Source organism: Plantibacter flavus (assembly GCF_002024505.1).
Classification (GTDB): domain Bacteria; phylum Actinomycetota; class Actinomycetes; order Actinomycetales; family Microbacteriaceae; genus Plantibacter; species Plantibacter flavus_A.
The window spans coordinates 4151535-4173578 of the sequence record NZ_CP019402.1 but is presented as its reverse complement, the minus strand read 5'-3'; the positions used below and the strand labels follow the sequence as shown (position 1 = coordinate 4173578).

Annotated in this window: 20 protein-coding genes; 11 read left to right on the top strand and 9 right to left on the bottom strand. The window is 70.0% G+C overall.

The annotated features are described in order from the left end of the window. Window positions 1-49: 49 nt before the first annotated feature. Window positions 50-685, bottom strand: coding sequence for a uracil-DNA glycosylase (locus BWO91_RS19320; RefSeq protein WP_158596626.1), 636 nt, complete (start codon window positions 683-685; stop codon window positions 50-52). A gap of 136 nt (window positions 686-821) precedes the next feature. On the opposite strand from BWO91_RS19320, the gene BWO91_RS19315 reads away from it, so the two are divergent. The 3 genes from BWO91_RS19315 to BWO91_RS19305 all read left to right on the top strand — a co-directional run bounded on the left by BWO91_RS19315 (window position 822) and on the right by BWO91_RS19305 (window position 4182). Then, window positions 822-2300: an MFS transporter gene (locus tag BWO91_RS19315; RefSeq protein ID WP_079003739.1), complete on the top strand. Its 1479-nt coding sequence runs from the start codon at window positions 822-824 to the stop codon at window positions 2298-2300. A gap of 63 nt (window positions 2301-2363) precedes the next feature. Beyond that, window positions 2364-3197, top strand: coding sequence for a siderophore-interacting protein (locus BWO91_RS19310; protein ID WP_079003738.1), 834 nt, complete (start codon window positions 2364-2366; stop codon window positions 3195-3197). Window positions 3198-3306: 109 nt separating this feature from the next. Continuing rightward, the gene (locus BWO91_RS19305) at window positions 3307-4182 is read left to right on the top strand and encodes a hypothetical protein (RefSeq protein ID WP_079003737.1); all 876 of its coding nucleotides are present in this window, start codon (window positions 3307-3309) and stop codon (window positions 4180-4182) included. Between the two features lie 18 nt (window positions 4183-4200). On the opposite strand, the gene BWO91_RS19300 is transcribed toward BWO91_RS19305, so the two are convergent. Next, entirely contained in the window at window positions 4201-4593 is a 393-nt protein-coding gene (locus BWO91_RS19300) for a (deoxy)nucleoside triphosphate pyrophosphohydrolase (RefSeq protein ID WP_079004075.1), read from the bottom strand. A gap of 212 nt (window positions 4594-4805) precedes the next feature. On the opposite strand from BWO91_RS19300, the gene BWO91_RS19295 reads away from it, so the two are divergent. Further along, window positions 4806-8339, top strand: a complete 3534-nt coding sequence (locus BWO91_RS19295) for a TM0106 family RecB-like putative nuclease (RefSeq protein WP_079003736.1) — start codon at window positions 4806-4808, stop codon at window positions 8337-8339. On the opposite strand, the gene BWO91_RS19290 is transcribed toward BWO91_RS19295, so the two are convergent. Beyond that, window positions 8314-8937, bottom strand: coding sequence for an NAD(P)H-dependent oxidoreductase (locus BWO91_RS19290; RefSeq protein WP_079003735.1), 624 nt, complete (start codon window positions 8935-8937; stop codon window positions 8314-8316). The two genes, BWO91_RS19295 and BWO91_RS19290, sit on opposite strands and share 26 nt — an antisense overlap. Window positions 8938-9030: 93 nt before the next feature. Here BWO91_RS19290 and BWO91_RS19285 point away from each other — a divergent pair, with 93 nt between their 5' ends. The 3 genes from BWO91_RS19285 (at window position 9031) to BWO91_RS19275 (ending at window position 12646) form a co-directional block, all read left to right on the top strand. Next, window positions 9031-9612, top strand: coding sequence for a TetR/AcrR family transcriptional regulator (locus BWO91_RS19285; protein ID WP_079003734.1), 582 nt, complete (start codon window positions 9031-9033; stop codon window positions 9610-9612). Window positions 9613-9755: 143 nt separating this feature from the next. Then, complete coding sequence (locus BWO91_RS20360; RefSeq protein WP_240555607.1) at window positions 9756-11303, top strand: trypsin-like peptidase domain-containing protein; 1548 nt, start codon at window positions 9756-9758, stop codon at window positions 11301-11303. A 125-nt stretch (window positions 11304-11428) separates the two neighbouring features. Then, a complete protein-coding gene (locus BWO91_RS19275) occupies window positions 11429-12646 on the top strand; it encodes a DUF429 domain-containing protein (RefSeq protein WP_079004074.1) in 1218 nt (405 codons plus the stop codon). An 8-nt stretch (window positions 12647-12654) separates the two neighbouring features. Here BWO91_RS19275 and BWO91_RS19270 read toward each other — a convergent pair whose 3' ends face one another. Beyond that, entirely contained in the window at window positions 12655-13152 is a 498-nt protein-coding gene (locus tag BWO91_RS19270) for a DUF2809 domain-containing protein (RefSeq protein WP_079003732.1), read from the bottom strand. Continuing rightward, window positions 13149-14513: an LssY C-terminal domain-containing protein gene (locus BWO91_RS19265; RefSeq protein ID WP_240555605.1), complete on the bottom strand. Its 1365-nt coding sequence runs from the start codon at window positions 14511-14513 to the stop codon at window positions 13149-13151. Before BWO91_RS19265 ends, BWO91_RS19270 begins: the two co-directional genes overlap by 4 nt. Before the next feature lie 63 nt (window positions 14514-14576). Between BWO91_RS19265 and BWO91_RS19260 the strand changes: the two genes are divergently transcribed. Continuing rightward, on the top strand, window positions 14577-15860 hold the full coding sequence (locus BWO91_RS19260) for a M18 family aminopeptidase (RefSeq protein WP_079003731.1): 1284 nt from the start codon (window positions 14577-14579) through the stop codon (window positions 15858-15860). A 91-nt stretch (window positions 15861-15951) separates the two neighbouring features. Here the strand turns inward: BWO91_RS19260 and BWO91_RS19255 are convergent, their stop codons facing one another. Continuing rightward, the gene (locus BWO91_RS19255) at window positions 15952-17034 is read right to left on the bottom strand and encodes an NYN domain-containing protein (RefSeq protein WP_079003730.1); all 1083 of its coding nucleotides are present in this window, start codon (window positions 17032-17034) and stop codon (window positions 15952-15954) included. Between the two features lie 201 nt (window positions 17035-17235). Here BWO91_RS19255 and BWO91_RS19250 point away from each other — a divergent pair, with 201 nt between their 5' ends. Both BWO91_RS19250 and BWO91_RS19245 read left to right on the top strand, forming a co-directional pair. After that, window positions 17236-17493: a CopG family ribbon-helix-helix protein gene (locus BWO91_RS19250; protein ID WP_079003729.1), complete on the top strand. Its 258-nt coding sequence runs from the start codon at window positions 17236-17238 to the stop codon at window positions 17491-17493. Beyond that, entirely contained in the window at window positions 17490-17834 is a 345-nt protein-coding gene (locus tag BWO91_RS19245) for a type II toxin-antitoxin system PemK/MazF family toxin (protein WP_276207382.1), read from the top strand. Before BWO91_RS19250 ends, BWO91_RS19245 begins: the two co-directional genes overlap by 4 nt. A gap of 21 nt (window positions 17835-17855) precedes the next feature. Here BWO91_RS19245 and BWO91_RS19240 read toward each other — a convergent pair whose 3' ends face one another. After that, on the bottom strand, window positions 17856-19334 hold the full coding sequence (locus BWO91_RS19240) for a SulP family inorganic anion transporter (RefSeq protein ID WP_079003727.1): 1479 nt from the start codon (window positions 19332-19334) through the stop codon (window positions 17856-17858). A 131-nt stretch (window positions 19335-19465) separates the two neighbouring features. Further along, on the bottom strand, window positions 19466-20884 hold the full coding sequence (locus BWO91_RS19235; RefSeq protein WP_079003726.1) for an aminopeptidase P family protein: 1419 nt from the start codon (window positions 20882-20884) through the stop codon (window positions 19466-19468). Between the two features lie 175 nt (window positions 20885-21059). Here BWO91_RS19235 and BWO91_RS19230 point away from each other — a divergent pair, with 175 nt between their 5' ends. Next, window positions 21060-21443 (top strand): hypothetical protein, encoded by a 384-nt coding sequence (locus BWO91_RS19230; protein WP_079003725.1) that lies wholly within the window; start codon window positions 21060-21062, stop codon window positions 21441-21443. Between the two features lie 33 nt (window positions 21444-21476). On the opposite strand, the gene BWO91_RS19225 is transcribed toward BWO91_RS19230, so the two are convergent. Beyond that, complete coding sequence (locus tag BWO91_RS19225) at window positions 21477-22037, bottom strand: Lrp/AsnC family transcriptional regulator (RefSeq protein ID WP_079003723.1); 561 nt, start codon at window positions 22035-22037, stop codon at window positions 21477-21479. Between the last annotated feature and the right edge of the window lie 7 nt (window positions 22038-22044).

Below are 22044 nucleotides of genomic sequence, written 5' to 3'. Positions count from 1 at the left end.
GCAACCCCCTCACCCGACGGGCGAGGGGGTTGCGAACGGGGGTGTGTGATCAGCCGGCGACCTGTTTGGCGCGGGCGAAGACCTTCTCGATCTCCTCGCGACGACCCGGCTGCTTCAGCGACAACGGCGAGGGGTGCGGAGCGTTGAAGGCGCTGTACGTGTTGCCGAGCAGTGGCTCGACGTGCTTCCACCAACCGTCCTGAGCGTGGGGTCCGCAGAGGACGACGACGCGCAGGTTCTTGAGGAGCGGCAGGAGGGCGCGCAGTTCCATCGCGCCCTGGGCGACCTCGGGCGCGTTCGGCTTCTTCCGCCCGGCGCTCAGGTACCACGGGACGATGTTCCACACCATGACGTCGTCGAAGCCGATGTCGTTCCGCAGATTCCAGAGGCTCTCGGCGATCGGGTCGTCGTTGTCGACCGAGGCGAACCCGGATCCCGGCGCGTCGAGGCTGTCGGGGGCCAGGGTCCCCGGGGCGTCGAGGAGGATCAGTGTCTTCGCGTTGACGGCCGCATCGGCCGGGTCGACGAGCGGGAGGACGAGGTCCGCCTGCCGCCGTCCTCGGCGGGTCATCATCGCGTCCGACCAGTCGCGCAGCGGCGCGAGTGCCGGCGACTCGGCCAGCATGCGGTGTCGTTCGGCCAGTTCGTCGGGGTCCTGCAGCCCGCGAGGGGCATCCATATGCATCTTCCGAGCGTAGCCCGTGACGGCTGCCCCGTCATCGTCTGCGCCGGTTCTGAGCCCGAAGATGCTGCACAGGACGGTGGATCCGCGCCCGTCAAGCCGGGGCGGACCGGGTTGACGCGGGCCTAGGCTGGCCAGGATGACTGACGAGCGAACCGCCCCCGACGACCGGACGAAATGGCGCGCGTTCGCCATCTGCGTGTCGGTCGCCGCCCTCACGATCCTCGACCTCTCGAAGGTCAACGTCGGACTGCCGTCGATCGAGCAGGCGCTCGACGCCGGCCCGACCGCCCTGCAGCTGATCGTCGCCGGGTACGCCCTGGCGTTCGGTCTGATCCTCGTGCCCGCCGGGCGCTACGGCGACCTGCACTCCCGGCGTCGCATGTTCATGATCGGCCTGAGCGTGTTCGGAGCGGCCAGTCTCGCCTGCGCCGTAGCACCGAACGTCGGGATCCTCATCGGCGGTCGGATCCTCCAGGGCATCGCCGCGGGTCTGCTGATGCCGCAGGTCATCGGGCTCATCCAGCAGCTGTTCGTGGGCAAGGAGCGTGGCCGCGCCTTCGGTCTCTTCGGAGCCATCATCGGCCTCTCGACGGCGTTCGGACCGACGCTCGGCGGCCTGCTCATCGCCATCGGCGGCCCGGAGGACGGCTGGCGCCTGCTCTTCTGGATGAACGTCCCGCTCGCGATCATCCTGTTGCCGATCGCCGCTCGACTGCTGCCCAAGCAGCAGCCGCACGAGGCGGGCGCCGGATCGCTCGACCCGGTGGGCATCGTGTTCCTCGGTCTCGCCGTGCTGTCGCTCATGCTGCCGTTCGTCCTGACGACCGGCTCCCCGGGCGACGACCCGGCGCGCTGGTGGCTGCTGGTCGCGTTCGCCGTCTTCGCCGGCCTCTTCGCCTGGTGGGAGGGTCGTTATCAACGCGCCGGGAAGACACCCGTCGTCGACTTCTCCCTGTTCAAGCTCGGCAGCTACCGCAACGGCGTCCTGATCTCCACGACGTACTTCGCGGCGATGCCGGCCACCTTCCTCACGCTCACGCTGTTCGTACAGCAGGGGCTCGGGCTCGAGCCGGTCTTCGCGGGCATGATCACGATCCCCTTCGCCCTCGCCTCGGCCGTCAGCTCGTGGTTGAGCGGTCGGGTCGTCGACCGACTCGGACGGCCCCTGGTCGTCGGTGGGCTCGTGCTGGTCGTGGTGGGGTTCAGTCTCAACTCCCTCCTCGCGTTCATCACGCCCCCGGAGATTACGCCGTACGCGATGGGTGCCGCGATGCTCCTCGCCGGTATCGGCGGTGGCGCGGTCATCTCCCCCAACCAGACGCTGATGCTCGCGGACATCCCCGTGGCCTCCGGTGGTGTCGCCGGATCGATCGGCCAGCTCGGCCAGCGCATCGGGACCGCGGTGGGGCTCGCCGCCGCGACGGCGACGTTCTACGCGACGGTGTACTCCGAGAACGACGGCGGCGCCTCCGGTGCGTCGCTCGACGTCTATCACGACGCGTATCGCAACAGCACCCTCGTCACGATCGGCTTCGTGGTCGTGGCGCTCGTCTTCGCGTCGCTCGACGCCCGTTCCCGGAAGGTCGCCGCTGCCGAACCTGACGCCTCCAAGTAAGGGTGACCTGAGTTAGGGTAGCCTCAGTCGCGGCTGTCGGAGCCGCCTGAGGAAGGGGCTCGAGTGGCTCGCACGAATGCCGAGACGGCGCGCATCAAACCCGAGGCGGCGACCCTCCTCACGCTGCGGGTCGTCCGCCGCTCACGCGTCTCACCGAACATCGCCAGGGTCACCCTCGGTGGCGGTGACATCGCCGACTTCACCTTCCTCGGTTACGACCAGTGGTTCCGGTTCTTCATCCCGGTCTCCGACGGCGGTCTCGAGCGGCTGCCGACCAGGCTCGACATGCTGGCCTACGCCAAGTACCTCGCGATCTCCAAGTCCGTGCGGCCGGTGCTCAGGAACTACACGGTGCGGGATTTCCGTCGCGACGGCCCCGACGGGCCGGAGCTGGACATCGACTTCGTCATCCACGGGTCGGCCGCCGAGGGGACCGCGGGGCCAGCGGCGAGCTGGGCCCAGTCATGCGAGGTGGGCGATGCGGTGGGGCTGCTGGACGAGGGGCGCATGTTCAACCTCCCGGCCGACGTGGATCGAGTGCTGTTGGTCGCCGACGAGACCGGGCTCCCCGCCGTCGCAGGCATCCTGACCTCGCTTCCGGCGTCGACCGTCGGGACGGCGATCGTCGAGATCCCCTCCGCGGAGGACGCGCAGGACGTGCGTGTCCCGGACGGGGTCGAGCTGCGATGGGTGGTCCGAGAGGATCCGCACGACGTCCCCGGACGAGCGGCGCTGGCCGCCGCGACGGCCCTCGGGGTGCCGCCCGCCCCGTGCTACGGGTGGGTCGTCGGAGAGCAGTCCCTGGCGGCGAACGTGCGTCGGCTCTGGGTCCGTGGTGGCATGCCCAAGGACCGTGTCATGTTCTGCGGCTACTGGAAGGTCGGCAAGGCGCACTGATCGGCTGACGGTGTCGGCGTTCGGGTCGGCCATGCGGTGAATTGGGTCGATCACCCGAATTCGGGGTGTCACCGACGTGCTGCGCTGACGGCTCCACTAACCTCACGACATGCCCTCTTCCGCCGGTGCGTCCGGAAACACGATCGGTGCGCTGCCGACCGGCGTCGCGACGGGTCTGATCCGGACGGTGACCGGCGGATCGGCCGACCGGGCGTTCGAGGTCGATGTCCCCGAAACGGCCTCGAGCGGTGTGGACACGTCGTCGGACTCGCACGACGCCCTCCGCAGCTGGGACGTCGTCCGCTCCACCTTCGGACCAGGTGAGGCGCTCACCTTCGACGAGCGCTACCGGTACGCCCAGCTCCCCCTGATCGACGCCGACCACCCGCTCGCGCTCGCCGCGAGTCCTGACGGCGTCTACCGTGGCGGGCGATACGCCGAGGCGCGTCTGGCGGTCGTCGTCCCCGTCCCGATCGAACGACTGTTCGTCGATCCGATCTTCCTGAGCTACGAGGCCGATCTCGCCTCGGCACCCTTCGCACCCAAACTCGCCCGAGGCATCGAGCTCCGACGTGCCCACCGCTTGCACGCGACGCTCTCCTCCATCGACGCGGACTCCGGGTTCCTCGACTGGCTGCGGACGAGCGTCGGCGCGTTCACGCCCTTCCGGGTCAGGCTGGCGGGCCCCGTCATCGGTGGCTTCAACCGCGGACGCTGTTACCTCCCCGCCATCGCGGACGCCTTCGCCCCCATCCAGCGGGCGGTCGGCGGGCGTCCAGCACCGCTCGTCGGGGTGGGCCTGCACCACTTCCGCGATGAGCTCGACGCCGCCGAGACCGCGGCGCTCGCCGCATTCCTCGAGCGTTGGCGCGACGTCACCCTGTTCGAGTGGACGGTCACCGAGCTGGCGGTCACCTCGACCAACGACGACCTCGTGCTGAGCGGACGCACGCTCGCCCGCATCCCGCTCCACGCGGTCGAGTGACGCCCTGGGGCTCCGGGGTCAGCTCGCGGTGAGTCGCCTGACCATCGGGAGGTCGGGCGTCGCCCAGTCCAGCCCGAGGAGCCGTTCGCGGGTGACCCAGCGCAGTTCGTCGTGGTCCGTGCTGTGGACCGGGGGCGCGCCGAGGAAGGTGATTTCGTAGCAGGCGAGGTCGATCACGAGCTCGCCCACGGTGACGGTGGAGCGGTCCAGCAGCGCCCCCACAGCGACGTCGGCGTCGAGCTCCTCGCACAGCTCGCGTGCTAGCGCGTCCTGCGGCCGCTCGTCGGCCTCGACCTTGCCGCCGGGGAACTCCCACAGGCCGCCGGACGCCCGCCCGGGTGCCCGCCGGCAGGCGAGCACGGTGTCGTCCTGCGTGGCGACACCCGCGACGACCCGGATCGTGGTGGTCATGATGCGCTCCCGTCCCATGGCGTCGTGGTCCGTCTCCAGGCTAGGGGACGTGGGATCGAGCGCGCCCGACGCCGCTCCACAGACGGCTCCCGCGCGGCTGGCGTCACCCTGCGTCCCGCGGCGGCGCTGCGGTCGGTGGTGCGTGCCAGACTGACAGCGATCGGAGGCGGACCAGCCCCCGGCAGTCGTCTCGAAAGGCACCCACCGCACCGATGTTCCTCCTCGACGGTTCCGCCATCACGAGCGCCAGCGACCTCTCCAACGCCTCCCACTGCGAGTTCGCGTTCCTGCGCACGGTCGACGCGAAGCTCGGTCGGATCGAACCGATCGTCGAGCCGGAGGACGAGATGCTCATACGGACCTCCAAGCTCGGCGACCAGCACGAGCTGCGGGTCCTCGAGTCGTACCGCGCCGAGTTCGGCACCGGCGTCGTCGAGCTCGACCGCCCCGACGTCCGAGACACGGTGGCGCTCGCCGCAGCCGTCGAGTCGACGATCACGGCGTTCCGCGACGGAGCCCCGGTCGTCTTCCAGGCCGCGTTCTTCGACGGATCGTTCATCGGCTTCGCCGACTTCATCGTGCGCCGGCCCGACGGCCGGTATCGCGTGCAGGACACCAAACTCGCGCGCTCGCCGAAGGTCACCGCCCTCCTCCAGCTCGCCGCCTACGTGGAGCAGCTGGAGACGGCCGGGATCCCGGTCGACGACGACGTCGACCTCATCCTGGGAGACGGCACCGTCAGCACCCACGCGGTGGCCGACATCCTGCCGGTGTACCGTCGCCGTCGTGCGCGCCTGCTGCGGATCGTCGCCGAACGGCTCGAAGCCGACGCCCCGGTGGCCTGGGGCGACCAGCGATACAGCGTCTGCGGACGATGCGCGTGGTGCGACGCCGAGATCACGGCCTCACGCGACGTCCTGCTGGTGGCCGGGCTCCGGTTGACGCAGCGCGACCGCCTACTGGCGGCCGGCATCGCCACGATCGACGATCTGGCGTCGCTCACGCTCACCGGATCGACCGAGCGACCAGGGCCGCACGGGCTGTCGGGTGGCGCCCGCGGGACGGTCGACGGCATCGCCGAGAGCACGCTCGCTGCGCTGCGCGAGCAGGCGCATCTGCAGCTCGAGCCGTCACCAGCCGCCGGCGTGCCGGCGTTCCGTGTGCACGACGCCACGGCACTCGGGCTCCTGCCGCAACCCGATCCCGGCGACGTCTTCTTCGACTTCGAGGGCGACCCGCTGTACACCGAGGGCGAGCCGGGTGACGCCCGCCGGGGCGACCGCACGAGGTGGGGCATCGACTACCTGTTCGGCCTGGTCGACACCGACGGCCGGTTCCGATCCTGGTGGGCGCACGACTTCCATGAGGAGCGGACGGCGCTGATCGACTTCCTCGCCTACCTCACCGCCCGCCGTGCCGAGTTCCCGGGCATGCACGTGTATCACTACGCCGCCTACGAGCGGACGCACCTGCTCTCGCTGGCCGCCCGGCACGGGGTCGGGGAGGACACGATCGACGACCTCCTCCGCGAGGCCGTGCTGTTCGACCTCTACCCGTTCGTCCGCAAGACGGTGCGTGTCGGATCGCGGTCGTACTCGATCAAGAAGCTCGAGCCGCTCTACATGGGTGAGGAGCACCGCGACAGCGACGTCACCGACGCCGCGGCATCCATCACGGCCTACGCGGAGGCGCGCGAGCTCAGTCGGAGCGACGACCCGGAGCTCGTCGCCGAAGGCGAACGGAAGCTCGCCGAGATCGCCGAGTACAACGCGTACGACTGCGAGTCGACCCGTCGGCTGCGGAACTGGTTGCTCGACCTCGGTGCGGAACGGGGCGTGCTGCCGGGCACCTTCGTCACCGACGCACCCGAGCCCCTGGTGGACGAACCGACGCCGCTCCACGACGCGCTGACGGCGTTGGCCGGCGACCCCCTCGACCCCGAACGCTCCGACGACGCCACCGCGTATGCGCTCGCGGCGGCCGCCATCGACTACCACCGGCGCGAGCACAAGTCGTTCTGGCAGGAGCACTTCTCCCGACTCATCGCCGCGCGCGACGAATGGGAGGACACCCGGAACGTCTTCACCGTCACCTCGGGAGTCGTCGAGCGCGACTGGTTCCGCGAGGGACGGCAGCGCAGCGACCGCCGTCACATGCGACTCAGCGGCCGATGGGCCCCCGGCAGCAGTGTGAAGGTCGGCGCCGACCCGTTCGCGGTCTACGACCACCCGGGACCGTACACGCTCCCCCGCGCCGAGCCCGGCTCGCGACCGGCCGGGCAGATCACTGTCCTCGAGGTCGACGACGACTCCCTGCTCATCCAGGAGACGCTCAAGACGGATCGTGAGCCCTACACGGAGCTGCCGGTCGCGCTCACGCCGTCTCCTCCCCCGCGACCCGGAACACAGGTCGATGCGATCGCCGAGTGGGGGCAGGCGGTCCTCGACGCCGCTCCAGGGTGGCCGGACGACGGCGTCGTCGACGTCCTGCGGCGACGGCCGCCCCGCACGAGCTCGGGTGAGCCGCTCCCCCACCGCGGAGACGGGCGGACGATCGAGGACGTGACCGCCGCGTTGCTCGACCTCGACGACTCGGTGCTCGCCGTCCAGGGGCCGCCCGGAACCGGCAAGACCTACGTCGCCTCGCACGTCATCACGGCCCTCGTGCAGCAGCACGGCTGGCGAATCGGGGTCGTGGCGCAGTCGCACGACGTCGTCGAGAACCTCCTCGAGCGTGTGGTGAAGGCGGGGCTCTCCCCCGCGCTCGTGGCGAAGACCCTGCGATCCGGTGCCGACCCGGATGCTGAGCGCGGCTACACCGTCCTCCCGGCCAATGGTCATGGCGCGTTCATGGCCGAGCAGACCGGCGGCTTCGTCATCGGCGGGACGGCCTGGGACTTCAGCAACCACAACCGGTTCGACCGGAGGTCGCTCGACCTGCTCGTCGTCGACGAGGCCGGTCAGTTCTCGCTCGCCTACACGATCGCGGCGAGCGTCGCCGCGCGGAACCTCCTGCTCCTGGGCGACCCGCAGCAGCTGCCGCAGGTGAGCCAGGGGACGCATCCCGAACCGATCGACACCTCGGCCCTCGGATTCGTGGCCGACGGTCGCGACGTCCTCCCTCCGGAACTCGGCTACTTCCTCCACGAGACCTGGCGGATGGACGCCGCGGTCACCGAGCCGGTCTCGCGCTTGTCATACGGTGGCGAGCTGCGCTCAGCGGCGGCCACGACGAAGCGTCGTCTGGAGGGTCGTGCGCCGGGGCTGCACGTCGTCCCGGTCCATCACGTCGGAAACGCGACGAGTTCGCAGGAGGAGGCCGACCGCGTCGCCGAGCTCGTCCGGTCGACCATCGGGCTCCGCTGGACCGATCCGGATGCCGGCCGCATCGACGACCCGGTGAGCGAGGCCGACATCATCGTCGTCTGTCCCTACAACGCCCACGTCGCCGTCGTCCGAGCGACGCTCGACGCGGCCGGGTTCGACGCGGTGCGCGTCGGGACCGTCGACAAGTTCCAGGGTCAGGAGGCCGTCATCGCGATCGTCTCTTTGGCCGCGTCCTCCCCCGCCGACGTCCCGCGGGGCATGTCGTTCCTGTTGATGAAGAACCGACTGAACGTCGGTATCTCCCGCGCCCAGTGGGCGGCGTACCTCGTGCACTCCCCCGCACTCACCGAGTACCTGCCGGTCACGCCGGAGGGCGTCGCCGAGCTCAGTGCCTTCATCCGGTTGGTCGACGGCCACTGACCAGCTCTGCGGCCGCAGCGGAGGAACGAGAACTCCGTCGCGCCGCGTCGGCACGACCGTTCTGTGCCGCCTTCGCGAGCCACCGCCGACGCTGCTCCACGGTCGAATCCTTCACCCGACCGAACCGGTTCACGGCGACGGGCTTGACCCCGCAGAACCGGAGGGTGGTGGTGCGGAGTTGCTTCACCGTCGTGTCGCCGACGAGCGGGAGGTACCACCACGGCGAGTCGGTCGTGACCATCACCCGCCCCGAGCGGCCGGCGAGCAGTCCCTCGGGGAGACCGTTGTCCTTGGTCCGGTAGGCGCGACGGGGAAGCAGCAGGCGATCGAAGAACCCCTTGAGCAGCGCCGGCACCGATCCCCACCAGACCGGCGCCACGATCACGAGGTGGTCCGCGGCGAGGATCTGCTCCCACGCTCGTTCGAGGTCGGGCTCCAGGTCTTGACGGCGGGTGTACCCGAGGCGGAGGTTCGGGTCGAACGCGAGGTCGCGCACGGCGAGGACGGTCGCGTCGCCGTGCGCCTCCGCGTAGCTCGCGGCGAGGGCGGCGCACAGAGACCCGGGGTTCGGGTGTCCGTCGATGACGAGGGTGGGCATCAGTTCTCCATCAGTTGTAGGTCTGGACAGTGCCAAGAATGTGGACACTGTCCACTTCTGGTCGGAACCGACGGTACGGGTACGATGTTGCTTGTGTCAAGATCGACGACGGCGTACCACCACGGCAACCTCGGGCCGGCGCTTGAGGACGCTGCGCTCGAACTCATGCGGACGCACGGCCATGCCACGCTGAGCCTGCGAGAGGTCGCACGTCGCGCCGGAGTCAGTCACAACGCGCCGTACCACCACTTCGGCGACCGGACCGCGCTCCTGAAACGGTTGAGCGAACGCGGCATGGCCGAGCTCTTGGACGCCATGCGCGAGGAGCGGCAGGCGACGGCGGGTCGAGACCCACAGGAGACGGCCGTCCGGATCGGTTCGACCTATGTGCACTACGCGGCGCAGCATCCGGAGCGGTTCCGCCTGATCTACGACCCCGAAGTCTGTGTCCCCGGCTCACCCAGCGAGGCTATGGCGCCACTCATCGGTGGCGTCGAGGCGCTGCTCGCCGAGACGACGGCGTCGCTGGCCCCCGGTGCCGAGCCGCAGGTCATCGCCGCTCTGACCACGGCGGTCTGGGCCGCGGTCCACGGGCTCGCGGAACTCGTCGTCGCCGGACACATCTCCGAGGCTGAGGCCCGACCCGCGCTGGAGGCGTTGCTCACGCGACCCTGAGGTGGTGTCCCGCATGGAGCCTCTACACGATCGTCATCCGGGAAACGGTCGGGAAGCTCAAAGGTCGTTCATGGTCGAACCAGACGATTCACTCGGATTGCGGGAGTCAGATGATCTCAGCACCCCCGCCGAGAGGAATCCCCGTGAACAACACCCCAGACCCGGAACGCCCTGAGCCGCGTCCAACGGACGGCACCCGACCGGCGGAGACGCCGCAGTCGTCCCCCGCTCCCGATCCGTACCAGCCGCCCACCGGCTCGTACCAGCCCCAGCCGGGTGTGGACGTCACTCCCCCGGCCGGCTACCCCGGCAACACGGCCGCGGGTGGTCCGCGACGCGAGCCCACGACGCCCTTCGGTTACGCGACGGCTCCCCACGCGACGAGCGGTCACGCGTGGCCCGGTCATCGCCAGGGCCCACAGGGTCAGTACGGTCCGTACGCCGCCGGCCAGGGCCAGTACGCCCCCTCCGGCACCTGGCAGCCCCGACCGTACGGACAGCAGACGATCCCCCAGCCGCCGTCGACCACCGGCACCCCGGCGAAGAAGCAGCCCATCGGGTGGATCATCGCCGCCGCGACGGCCGCCACGGTCGTGTCCCTCGTGACCGGTGGTCTCGGCCTCGCTTCGCTGGCGGCCGGCGCGTTCCAGAGTGTCGCCGCCTCCTCACAGGTGACGGAGACGGTGCCGGACGAGGGCGGTCAGAGCTTCCGCGCTCCCGGTGGGCCAGGGCCACAGCAGGCGACGCCGGATGCCGCGACGGCGAACACCCGGAGCGCCACCGCCGCGGAGTCCGTGGGTGTCGTCGACATCGACACCGAGCTGGCCTACCAGGGGGCCGCCGCCGCAGGAACCGGGATGATCCTCACCGCGGACGGCCAGATCCTGACCAACAACCACGTCGTCGCGGGAGCGACGAGCATCGTCGTCACCGTCGTGGCGACCGGAGAGCAGTACGACGCGCGCGTCGTCGGGACCGATGCCACGAACGACGTCGCGCTCCTGCAGCTCGACGGCGCCTCGGGGCTGGACACCGTCACGATCGACGACGACGGCGGCGCAGCCGTCGGTGACGCCGTCACCGGGGTCGGGAACGCCGGCGGCACGGGTGGGACCCCCAGCGCTGCGGACGGGTCCGTGACCGCCCTCGAGCAGGACATCACGGTCCAGGATGAGACGACCGGGGCGGGCAAGCAGCTGACCGGATTGATCCAGACGGACGCGGACATCCAGTCCGGCGACTCCGGCGGGCCGCTCTACGACTCGGAGGGCGAGGTCGTCGGCGTCGACACCGCTGCCTCCTCCGGTGGGACCGACATCGACGGATTCGCCATCCCGATCGACGACGCGTTGTCCATCGTCGACCAGATCCGCACCGGCGTCGAGACCGACACCGTCTCGATCGGCTACCCGGCCTTCATCGGGATCGGTCTGGCCGCATCCGGCGCAGCCCAGACCGTGCCGGGTGCCGTGGTCGGTTCGGTGATCGAGAACACGCCCGCGGCGTCGATCGGCCTCGCAGCCGGCGACGTCATCACCGGCATCAACGGTGCCGCCATCGACTCCGCTCAGACCCTGACGGCGACCATGGCCACGCTCGAACCCGGCCAGACGGTCTCCGTCACCTGGACCACGGCGAGTGGGACCTCCCAGACCGCTGACGTGACGCTGATCGAGGGCCCGGTCGGCTGATCGAGCGCTCGGGACGCTCGACGGCTCCTCACTTCCGGCCCGCCGCCGGATCCGAGGAGTCGTCGACGTCTGCCCAGTAGGCTCGGGAGGCGGTGCCTCGCCGCATGCACCGGAAGGAACCGCTCGTGACCCGCTTCCTCGGAGTCGACCTCGCCTGGGGCGAGGGGACCGGCTCCCGCGCGGCGAACGAGTCGGGACTGGTGTGCATCGACGAGACCGGGACGGTCATCGAGGCCGGGTGGGCCGTGGGGATCGACGCCGTCGTCGCCTGGATCGTCGCCACCGCCTCACCGGGCTCCGTGATCGCGGTCGACGCCCCTCTGCTCGTCCAGAACGAGACCGGCATGCGTCTCTGTGAACGTGAGGTCGGGCAGCGGTACGGGCGCTGGCAGGTCTCGGCCTACCCGTCGAACCTCGGCCTGCCCGCGCTCGGTGGTGTCGCGCTCTTCACGGCGCTGGAGGCGGCGGGGTTCCAGTACTTCGACGGACTGAGCACGCCGGCGGCGGATGCCGTCGTGTTCTTCGAGGCCTATCCCCACACCACGTTGGTGGGTGCCGAGGAGTTCGGGTACCCGGATGCGCGGCCCCGGTACAAACGCCTCGACCCGGGTCTCCCTGTCGCCGAGCGACGGCGACGCCGCGCGGAGGTCTGTGACGACCTCGTCTCGAGCCTGCAGGCGCTGACCTCGGCGACGCCGCCACTCTACCTCGACACCCACCCGGTGACGGCGCTCCTCGCCGCGGAACCGTCGCCGCTGAAGGAATCGGCGCACAAGCATCGGGAGGACCTCATCGACGCGGCCATCTGCGCGTGGACGGCGTCCGCCTGGTCCCGTTGGGGGCTGGAACGGTTCCAGGTCCTCGGTGCCTCGGATGCTCCGGACGACCGTGGGCGTGTCCCCACGCTCCTCGCCATGGCGCGACCTGAACAGCGCCCCAAGCAGAACATTCCTAAATCAGCATATTTCAAATCGGCTCCGCCGCTGGCATCTTCGCCGCTATCGGAGCCCATCGCCCGGCAAGCCACAACAGTTCACGACCCCGATGAAGGACATATGAAGAAGAAGGCATACGCTCAGGACGACACTCCGGCGGAATCGAACACGATCGAGTTCGTCCCCGGCGGAGCGGCGAACGCCGAAGTCCCACCCGCGGCCTCGACGCGAGCGCCCTCCCCCGCTCCGACCACCGTCGAACTCCTGCGCAGTGCCACCTGGCACCTCGAGCATGCCCGGGTGGTGGGCCACCCCGACGACGTCGAGTTCGAAGCGGCGAGGTCGGCGTTGGCCGAGGCCGTCTTCGACCTCGAACACGTCCAGTACGGGGAGACGACTCGCGGCTAGGGGACTGGTCAGGCGGGTCCTGAGTCCGATCGGCGCCGTGTCTCCCGGTCCGCGCGTGCGCGTCGTTCGAGGATGTCGTTGCGAACCCAGCGGATCACCAGCGACATGGCGAGTGACAGGAACAGGAACGCCGCCGCGCCCAGGGCGTAGGAGATGAAGTCCGTCGGGATGAACGTCGTGCCGAGCACGAGCGCCGAGGGCGGCCACTGGTCCGCGAGTGCGGACGGCACGCCCGTGGCCTGGAAGCACTCGATCGCCGCCGAGAAGCCGAACGCGCCGAGGGCGATCTGCCACAGCGGACGCCGTGGGGCGGCGAAGGCCAGCAGGAGCGCGACGAGGACCGTGTAGAGCGCGTTGGTCACGGGGTTCGCCCAGGCCGCTGCCACCGACCAGTGCACCGTCAGCCCGGCGACGATCGTGATGATGGCTGCGCCGAGGAGCAGCGCGCGCTTGAGCGAGGTGGCGGGGCGTGGCCCCTCGTCCGTCTGGTCGGGTGCGTCGGTCATGCTTTCGTCCTCCGGGTGCGTCGTTGTCGCCCACGGGCCCAGTCACGGGCCTCGGTTCCGGAGAGGGCGAGGATGATGGAACAGTCGACCGCGAAGCCGATCAGGTTGGTCTGCAGCGTCAATCCGCCGGCGCCGGCGACATAGCTCGCGGCGAGGGTGGCGATGGACGTCGAGCTGAAGGTCATGGCGAGCAGGCGCGCGAGGTTGCCTCCCCGATGGACCCGCCAGGCGAGGACGAGGTAGCAGAGCGTCACCACGGCCGACAGGGCCAGCACGGCCCCGACGACCCACGGGATGAGGACGACGTCGTCAGCCGTCGCGGCCGTCGCACGGGCCTCCGAGATGACCTGCTTCCAATCGGAGACGAGGAGGACGCCGGAGAGCACGGTGGACAGTGCCGCGACGACCATCAGGACCACGCCGACGGTGGTGTCCAGGGGCCGCGGGTCGCCGGCCCGGATGAGGGAGCGCGTCGGGGGAGCGTCGGCGGCCGGCAAGGTCGCCGCCGGCGGGACGACCACCGCGCTGAGATCGATGATCGGCAGGTCGCCGTCGGTGACGATCGCGTCGCCTCCGCCGTTCCGTGAGTGGTAGCCGGTGGAGAAGTTCTCGATCACGGACGTCGTCGCTCCGACCTCCGCCGCCGCGATCGACGCGACGATGTGATCGCGCTCGTCGTCGACATCGTCGGCGATCCGGTGGGTCACCTGCAGCGTGAAGATGCTGATCCCGACCGATCGGTCGTACGTCCCGGCGGCCAACCAATCCGCCTGGTATCCGCCCGGGAGCAGCCAGCCCGCTGGTGTCGGCCAGAACCGGACGTGGTGCCGCTTCCCCGGACTGCCGTCGACCTCCTGCTGGTAGCAGAACGCCTGGCGGCGACCGAACAGGTAGAGCGACGAGACGGGCGCCTCCGAGTAGCTGCGCCTGGTCAGCGTCGAGGTCACGATCCGCAGGTTCGCGCGCAGGCCGAGGTCGTCGGCGAGCGTCCAGCCCGCCGAGAGCATCGCCATATGGATCTGCTCCTCCCGACCCCGGAGGCCGAGGTTCACGGGATCACCGAGGATGCCCTCGCGCGTGCGAGTGCGTCCGATGAAGTAGTCGGGCAGGTAGACGCGCGACAGCACGGTGTGCAGGCGGGGGAGGATCAGGTAGGCGATGACGAGGTAGATGACGAGGATGAACCAGGCTTGGGCCCAACCGCGGGCGAACGCCTCGGTGAGCAGCACGTAGGCCAGGAAGACGGCCGCAGCCGTGCCGAAGGCGAAGAACCAACCGTCGACGATGCGTGCGATCCGTCCGCGACGATCCTCGGACAGGCCGCTTGCGGGCCCGATGAGGTCGCTGCGGGTCTTCGTCACCCGTCCAGGGTAGGGCCTGGTGCATCCACGTGCCGGGTGCGTGGGTGGTGGGAGGATGGTGGGATGGACTCCGTCGCCCACATCACCGACCTCGCCGACTTCATCGTCGCCTCGCCCACCTCGTATCACGCGGTCGCGGAGAGCGCTCGGCGCCTCACGGCGGCCGGCTTCACCCGGCGGCTCGAGACGGAGTCCTGGGACGGTGGCGCCGGCCGGTTCTTCGTCGAACGCGAGGGTGCGGTGATCGCCTGGGTGCAGCCCGAGCAGGCGCACGCCACGACGCCGTTCCGCATCCTCGGCTCGCACACGGACTCGCCGAGCTTCAAGCTCAAGCCGAAGCCGACGACCGGCGCCCACGGGTGGCTGCAGGCCGGGGTGGAGGTCTACGGCGGACCGCTCCTCAACTCCTGGCTCGACCGCGAACTCGAACTCGCCGGACGCCTGGTGACGCTCGACGGGACCGTGCACCTCGTCCGGACCGGCCCGTTCCTGCGCATCCCGCAGCTCGCCGTGCACCTCGACCGAAGCGCCAACGACGGCCTCGTCCTCGATCGCCAGCGCCACCTGCAGCCGGTGTACGGGGTCGGTGACCTCGGCCACGCCGACGTGCTCGCGCATCTGGCGTCGATCGCAGGCATCGATCCCACCGCGATCGCCGGGTACGACGTGCTCGTGGCCGACACCCAGGAGCCCCGGCGATTCGGTCTCGACGGGCAGCTGTTCGCCGCCGGACGCATGGACAACCTGACCTCGGTCCATGCCGGACTCGCGGCGCTGCTGGCCGCGAGTGACGGGGGAGCGACGGACGACGCCGCACACATCACGGTGTTCGCCGCCTTCGACCACGAGGAGCTCGGTTCGGCCTCGACCTCCGGCGCCAGCGGTCCGTTCCTCGACGACGTCCTCACCCGCATCGGTGCGTCGCTGGGGGCGACGGTGTCCGAACGGCTCCAGGCCTATGCGGCCTCCTGGTGCCTGTCAGCGGACGCCGGCCACGCGATCCACCCGAACTACCCGGAACGCCACGACCCCGCCAACCGGCCGATCGCCGGTGGCGGTCCGCTCCTCAAGATCAATGCAAATCAGCGCTACGCGACCGACGCCCTTGGGGCCGCGCTGTGGGCCCGGAGCTGCGCCGCCGCAGGTGTGCCCTCGCAGGACTTCGTGTCGAACAACACGGTGCCGTGCGGCTCGACCATCGGCCCGCTCACCGCGACGCGACTCGGCATCCGGACGGTCGACGTCGGGACGCCGCTGCTGTCGATGCACTCCGCCCGCGAGCTGTGCCACATCGACGATCCGACCGCTCTGAGCGCGGCGGTCCAGGCGTTCTTCCGGGGCGCCTGAGCACCGCCGCAGCAGGAGATCCTCGCGGGAGCAGGACGCCCGAAGGCGGACGGTCCTGCTGCGAGGCTGATCTCCTGCGGCGGGCCCGGGCTCAACCCAGTTCGCGCAGCCGCAGACGTCGTCCGTCGGGACTCGCGTCCGGGTTCACCTCGACGAGGTCCGAGCGCGAGTTGATGAAGTCGCTGAACGAGCGGTAGCCGAGCGGCTTCTCCTTGAACGCCGGATCCATGCGGATCATCTGGTTCTTCACCTCGGCGTTCAGCAGCCAGTCCTCGTCGTCGTTCTTGGCGTGCACGAGGCGGAGTGCGCGCACCAGGAGCTCGGTCGCCGCGCGCTGTGCGTCGGGACCGGAGGGGTCCGCGGTCTCGTCGTCGGAGTCGTCCAGGTCGTCGGCGTCGCGGTGGCTGAACACCGGCTCGGTGAAGAGGCCGCCGATCCGCGGAGGTGTCTGGGCGGCCGGTGCTTCGGCCGTCGGCGTGGACCCGGACGAGGCGCGACGACGCCCTCCGGACTTGGGTGCGGACTTCGGTGCCTCAGAGGACACCTCCGCCGTGCTCTCGACGGCGGCAGGGGTGCGGGGCGTGCGCGTGACGACCGGGCGGACGATCCCGGGGATGTCGTCGTAGTCGGAGAACTCGTCGCACGCCGCCATGAGCGCACGACTCGTCGCGCCTGCGACACCGATCCCGATGACGTGGCGTCCGAGGCGTCGGCAGCGCTGGGCGAGTGAGATGTAATCCGAATCGCCTGCGACGATCACGATGTGCGTGAGGTCGGGGAGACGGAAGAGGTCCTCGACGACGTCGACGGCGAGGCGGATGTCGGCACCGTTCTTCATCGCCTTCGTCGTGGGGAACATCTGCGTCAGGTCGACCGCGCGGTCCACGAGGTCCTTCTGGTACGCGGAGTTGACCGGCTCGGACCAGTCGGCGTAGGAACGGCTGATGACGATGTTCCCGAACGACGAGGTGTAGTCGAGGATGGCGCCCACGTCGACCCGAGCGGCCTGCAGGCGCTCGGAGATCTCGTCGCCCTCCGGAGCGGCGGACGGCACATGTGAACGGGCGCGATCCCGGCTGAACGCCGCCTTCCCGTAGAGCTGGTTGTAGCGCGAGATGACGATGTTGTCGAAGTCGATGTAGACCGCGACTCTGGGCGTTCCGGTTTCTGCCATGGCTCCATCATCCTCTGGCGGCCTGCGAATCCGCGACTTCAGTCCTCCACAGCCCGGCTTGCGGAGGCGCCTTCCCCCACCTCTGCAGCGACACGGCCTGGGACGACGGGGTCCGCGTACCGTGGCCGCATGCTCAGCCACGCACACACCATCAGCGATTCACGGTCGCGCACGGGGTTATACCCAGTTATACTTTCTCCTGTGAAGACCGCCATCTCATTGCCCGATGAACTGTTCACCCGCGTCGAAGCTCGCGCCGCCGAGCTCGGTGTCAACCGGTCCGAGTTCTTCGCGGCGGCGGCGAGTCGGTATCTCGACGAGACCGGAGCCGCCGGCGTCACGGCCGCAGTGGACACCGCGCTGCGGCATGCGGGAGTCGCTTCGGCGGAGGAAGCACGGGTCGTCGCCTCGGCCGGGCGCGACCGCCTTGCCGCAGTCACCGTGGGAGACGATTGGTGATCCGCCGCGGCGACATCCGGTGGGTCGATCTCGGTCCTCGTGAGCGGGGGAGTGCGCCCGCCGGCCGCCGGCCGGTCGTGGTCGTCCAACATGATGCTTACACGCGGAGCGCACTCCGGACCGTGATCGTCGCGGTCGTCACGTCGAACACGGCGCTCGCCGAGCTCCCGGGCAACGTCTTCCTCCCTGCGACGGCTTCCGGTCTGCCGAAGGACTCCGTCGTGAACACCACGCAGCTGCTCACCCTCGATGAGGAGGACCTCGGTCCGGCCGCCGGAAGGGTGCCCTTCACCCTGTCACTGGATCTGGACGCGGGGCTCCGTCGAGTGCTGCACCTCTGAGGTGGTGCCGGAGCGATCGGCTCAGAGGTGGCCGGTGAGCTTTCCGTGGAAGGCCGAGCTGCGTTCGTCGAGTCCGGTGAACACGACCTGCTTGCCGTGCGCGGCGTACTTCTCCTGCACGGCGTCGAGGACGGCGACGCTCGAGGCGTCCCAGATCTGCGAGGCGGTGAAGTCGACGACGACGTCCGCAGGATCGGCCGCGTAGTCGAACTGCTCGACGAGGTCGTTGCTGCTGCCGAAGAACAGGGGGCCGATGACGCTGTACCGGACGGAGGTAGCGTCCTCCGCGAGGACCCGACGGACGCGGATCACGTGGGCCACGCGCCGCGCGAAGAGCACCATCGCGAGGACGGCTCCTGCAGCGACGCCGATCGCGAGGTTGTGCGTGATGACGACCACCGCGACGGTCAACACCATCACGACGGTCTCGGGGATCGGCATCCGTCGCAGGGTCGCCGGGCGCACGCTGTGCCAGTCGACGGTCTTGATGGCGACGATCATCATCACGGCGGCCAGCGCGACCATCGGGATCTGCGCCATCACCGGGCTGAGCGCGGTCACGAGCAGCAGGAGGAAGACGCCGGCGACGAAGGTGGAGATCCTCGTCCGAGCGCGCCCCAATTTGACGTTCACGACCGTCTGACCGATCATCGCGCAGCCGGCGATCCCGCCGTACCACCCGGCCAGGATGTTGGCGACGCCGAGGGCCCACGACTCGCGCCCCTTCGACGACGTCGTGTCGGTGATGTCGTCGACGAGTTTCGCCGTGAGGAGGGTCTCCATGAGCCCCACGAACGCGACGCTCAGCGCGGTCGGCCAGATGATGCCGAGCGTCTCGAGGTTCAGCGGCACGAGCAGCGCGGTCAACCCGGGGAGGCCGCCGGAGACGTCGCCCTGGTCGCCGACGGTCGGCACGGCGGCGTGCGCGATCATCGTGATCGCGGTGACGACGACGATGGCGACGAGCGGCGCCGGCACCGCGGTGGTGAGCTTGGGGAGCAGGAGGACGATCAGGACCGTGATGACGAACAGCGGGTAGACGAGCCACGGGACACCGAGCAGGTGGGGGACCTGGGCGACGAAGATGAGGATGCCGAGCGCGTTGACGAAGCCGATCATCACCGAGCGGGGGATGAACCGCATGAGTCGGGAGAGACCGGTGACGCCGAACACGATCTGGATGAGGCCCGCGAGGATCACCGCGGGGAGCAGGTACTCCACGCCGTGTTCCTTGACGAGCGGCGCGACGACCAGGGCGACGGCGCCCGCGGCGGCCGTGATCATCGCCGGACGCCCGCCGAGGATCGACATCGAGAGCGCGAGGACCACGGAGGCGATCAGGCTGACCTTCGGGTCGACGCCGGCGATGATCGAGAAGGAGATGACCTCGGGGATGAGCGCCAACGTCGTGACGATCCCGGCGAGGATCTCGACGCTGAAGGCCCTGGGGTTCCGCAGGGTCGCGAGGACGCCGGGGCTCGGGCGGACGGCGGTGCGCATGGGGGCGTCGGGCTGACTCACCGTGCAAGCCTAGGCTCGTTCGCAACGCAGGACGCACCGGGCGAGTCGCTGGTAGCACCGAACGGAAGGGCCGCGACACGCGGCGACCGTCCTGAGTTGCGAACCGTCGGTCAGCTCCGCAACCAGGCCTCGAGACCGTCCGCGCTGATCGGGAGTGCCGCGGAGAGGACCTCGTGTCCGGTGGCGGTCACGAGCAGGTCGTCCTCGATGCGGACGCCGATGCCGCGCAGCTCCGGCGGCACGGTGAGGTCGTTCGCGTGGAAGTAGAGACCTGGTTCGACCGTCAGGACGGCGCCCGGCTGCAGCGGCTCGTCGAGGTACCGCTCGTCGCCGATGCGGGCGCAGTCGTGCACGTCGAGTCCGAGGTGGTGGCCGGTGCCGCTCGGCAGGTAGCGGCGGTGCTGCTGGCCGTTCGGCGACATCGCCTCGTCGACCGACACCTGCAGGATGCCGAGGTCGCGAAGGCTCGTGGCGATCTGCTCGTACGCCGTGTTCCGCATGTCGATGAACGAGCGGCCGGGGCCGACCTGCGACATCGCGGCACGGTGGGCCCGCTCGACGTGGTCGTGGACCTCGCGCTGGGCCGCGGAATACGACCCGCTCGCCGGGAAGGTCCTCGTGACGTCGGCGGTGTACAGCGAGCGGGCTTCGACGCCGGCGTCCATGAGGATGAGGTGCTCGGGGAGGACCGGACCGTCGCAGCGCGTCCAGTGCAGCGTGGGAGCGTGTGGTCCGCTGCCGATGATGGTCGAGTACCCGACACCGTTGCCGAACGTGCGGGCGTGGCGCTCGAAGGTCGACTGCAACCAGCGCTCTCCGCCGAACTCGATGGCGGCGGGCAGTTCGCGCACGACCGAGCGGAACCCGCCGACCGTCGCGTCCACGGCGGCGCGGAGCTGCGCGATCTCCCAGTCGTCCTTGACGAGCTTCGCGGCGGACAGGGCGATGAGGAGCGCTCGCGACGCCGCGAATCGACCGTCGACCCGGGGCTCCGGGGCGCCTGCGCGGAGCGCGTCGGCGGGCAGGAGCGCGAGGGACTCGTCCAGCACCTCGAGGGAGCGGACCTCGATGCCGAGCGCCTCCGCCCACTGGGGGAGTCCGGCGGACGGGCCGATCCAGAGCTCGCCGCGCATGGCGTCGGCGTAGAACGCCTCCTCACCGGGACCGACGGGCTCGGCGAGGTACAGCGTCGCGTCGTGCCCACCGGCGGTCGGCCGCATCACCAGGACCGCGCCCTCCGCCTGACAGGAGGTGAGCCACACGAAGTCGCTGTCCGGACGGAACGGGAACTCGGTGTCGTTCGCGCGCGTCACGGCGCGTCCCGCGGTGACCACGAGCCAGTGGCCGGGGAACTGCGCGCTGATGGCGTCGCGGTGACGTCCGGCGGCCGCGCCGGCACCCTCGGCGAGGTCGACGGAGCGATCCACCGCACCCCAGCCCGTCGCGAGGTACTCGCGGAACGCGTCGTCCCGGGGGAGTGGCTGGGTGCGGGGGTCGCGGAACTGCAGGCTGTCTGGACACATGGACATCAGTAAGCCACCCGCGGTGGACGCCGTCAAGCTGCGACCTCCGGAGCCAGCGGAACATCCCGCCCATGGGGTCCGATCCATCGTTTCGTCCTGCCCGACCGGCTCAGGTGATGGACGGGATGGACGGATCGTCGGCAGGTTGACACCCGTTCGGACGCCTCCGCAGAATGACGGCATGACAGGAACCGCCGACACCGGCACCAGCTCGACGCTCGACTTCAACCTCGATGCGAAGGTGTTCGACATGGTGTCGTCGTCCGCGAGCGTCGTCGACGCCGACGCGCCCACGCGATTCGTCTACCACGAGACGCACGGCGTGCTGTGGGGCGAATACGTCGGTGACACCGTCTCCATCGGACGGTTCTGCGGGGTGCGTACCGGCGAACGCATCGACATCTCGTTCGTGCACCGCAACCGTGCCGGCGACCTGACGACGCGCGGCGAGGCGAGCTCGATCATCTCCCGCGCGGAGGACGGCTCGTTCATCCTCACCGAGGACTTCATCGGTCCGGACGGACAGGCTCATGTCAGCATCTGTCGGGAGATCGTCGCCGCCTGAACCGGTCGGGGTCGGCACGCCACCGCCGGCGGGTCAGCGTCCGCGTCGCTCCGGCACCCGCTGGGCGCGCTCGTCGCTCGTCCGGACGAACCGGGTCATGCCGAAGCGCTCGCCGGAGTCCTCGACGCTCGTGCGCTCGGACCTCGTCATGCGGAGCGACACGTTCGACCGCTCCTCGTCCATGAGGAACACGGTCGTCGTCGCCTTGATGGACGGCCACTGTGCGAGCCGGGTGGCGACCAGTTCGTGGATCGCCGCCACGTCAGGGGCCCGGATCAGCATCATCGCGTCGTGCTCGCCGGTCGTGACGGCGAAGTACTCGAGCTCCGGGACCGAGGACAGCCGCGCGCGGAAGTCGGCCCACTGGCTCTGGCGCAGCGTGATGAAGACCATCGCCGCGACGCCGAGCCCGACCGTCGCCGGCTCGATCTCCGCGTGGACCCCCTTCAGGACGCCGGCGCGGAGCATGGCCTCATACCGCGAGTAGGCGTTCGAACGGGAGATCCCGAGCTCCTCCGCGAGAGCGGCGACCGAAGCCCGCCCGTCCTCCCGGAGCAGCTCCAGCATGCGGATGTGGGTGTCGTCGAGTTGCATCGATTGC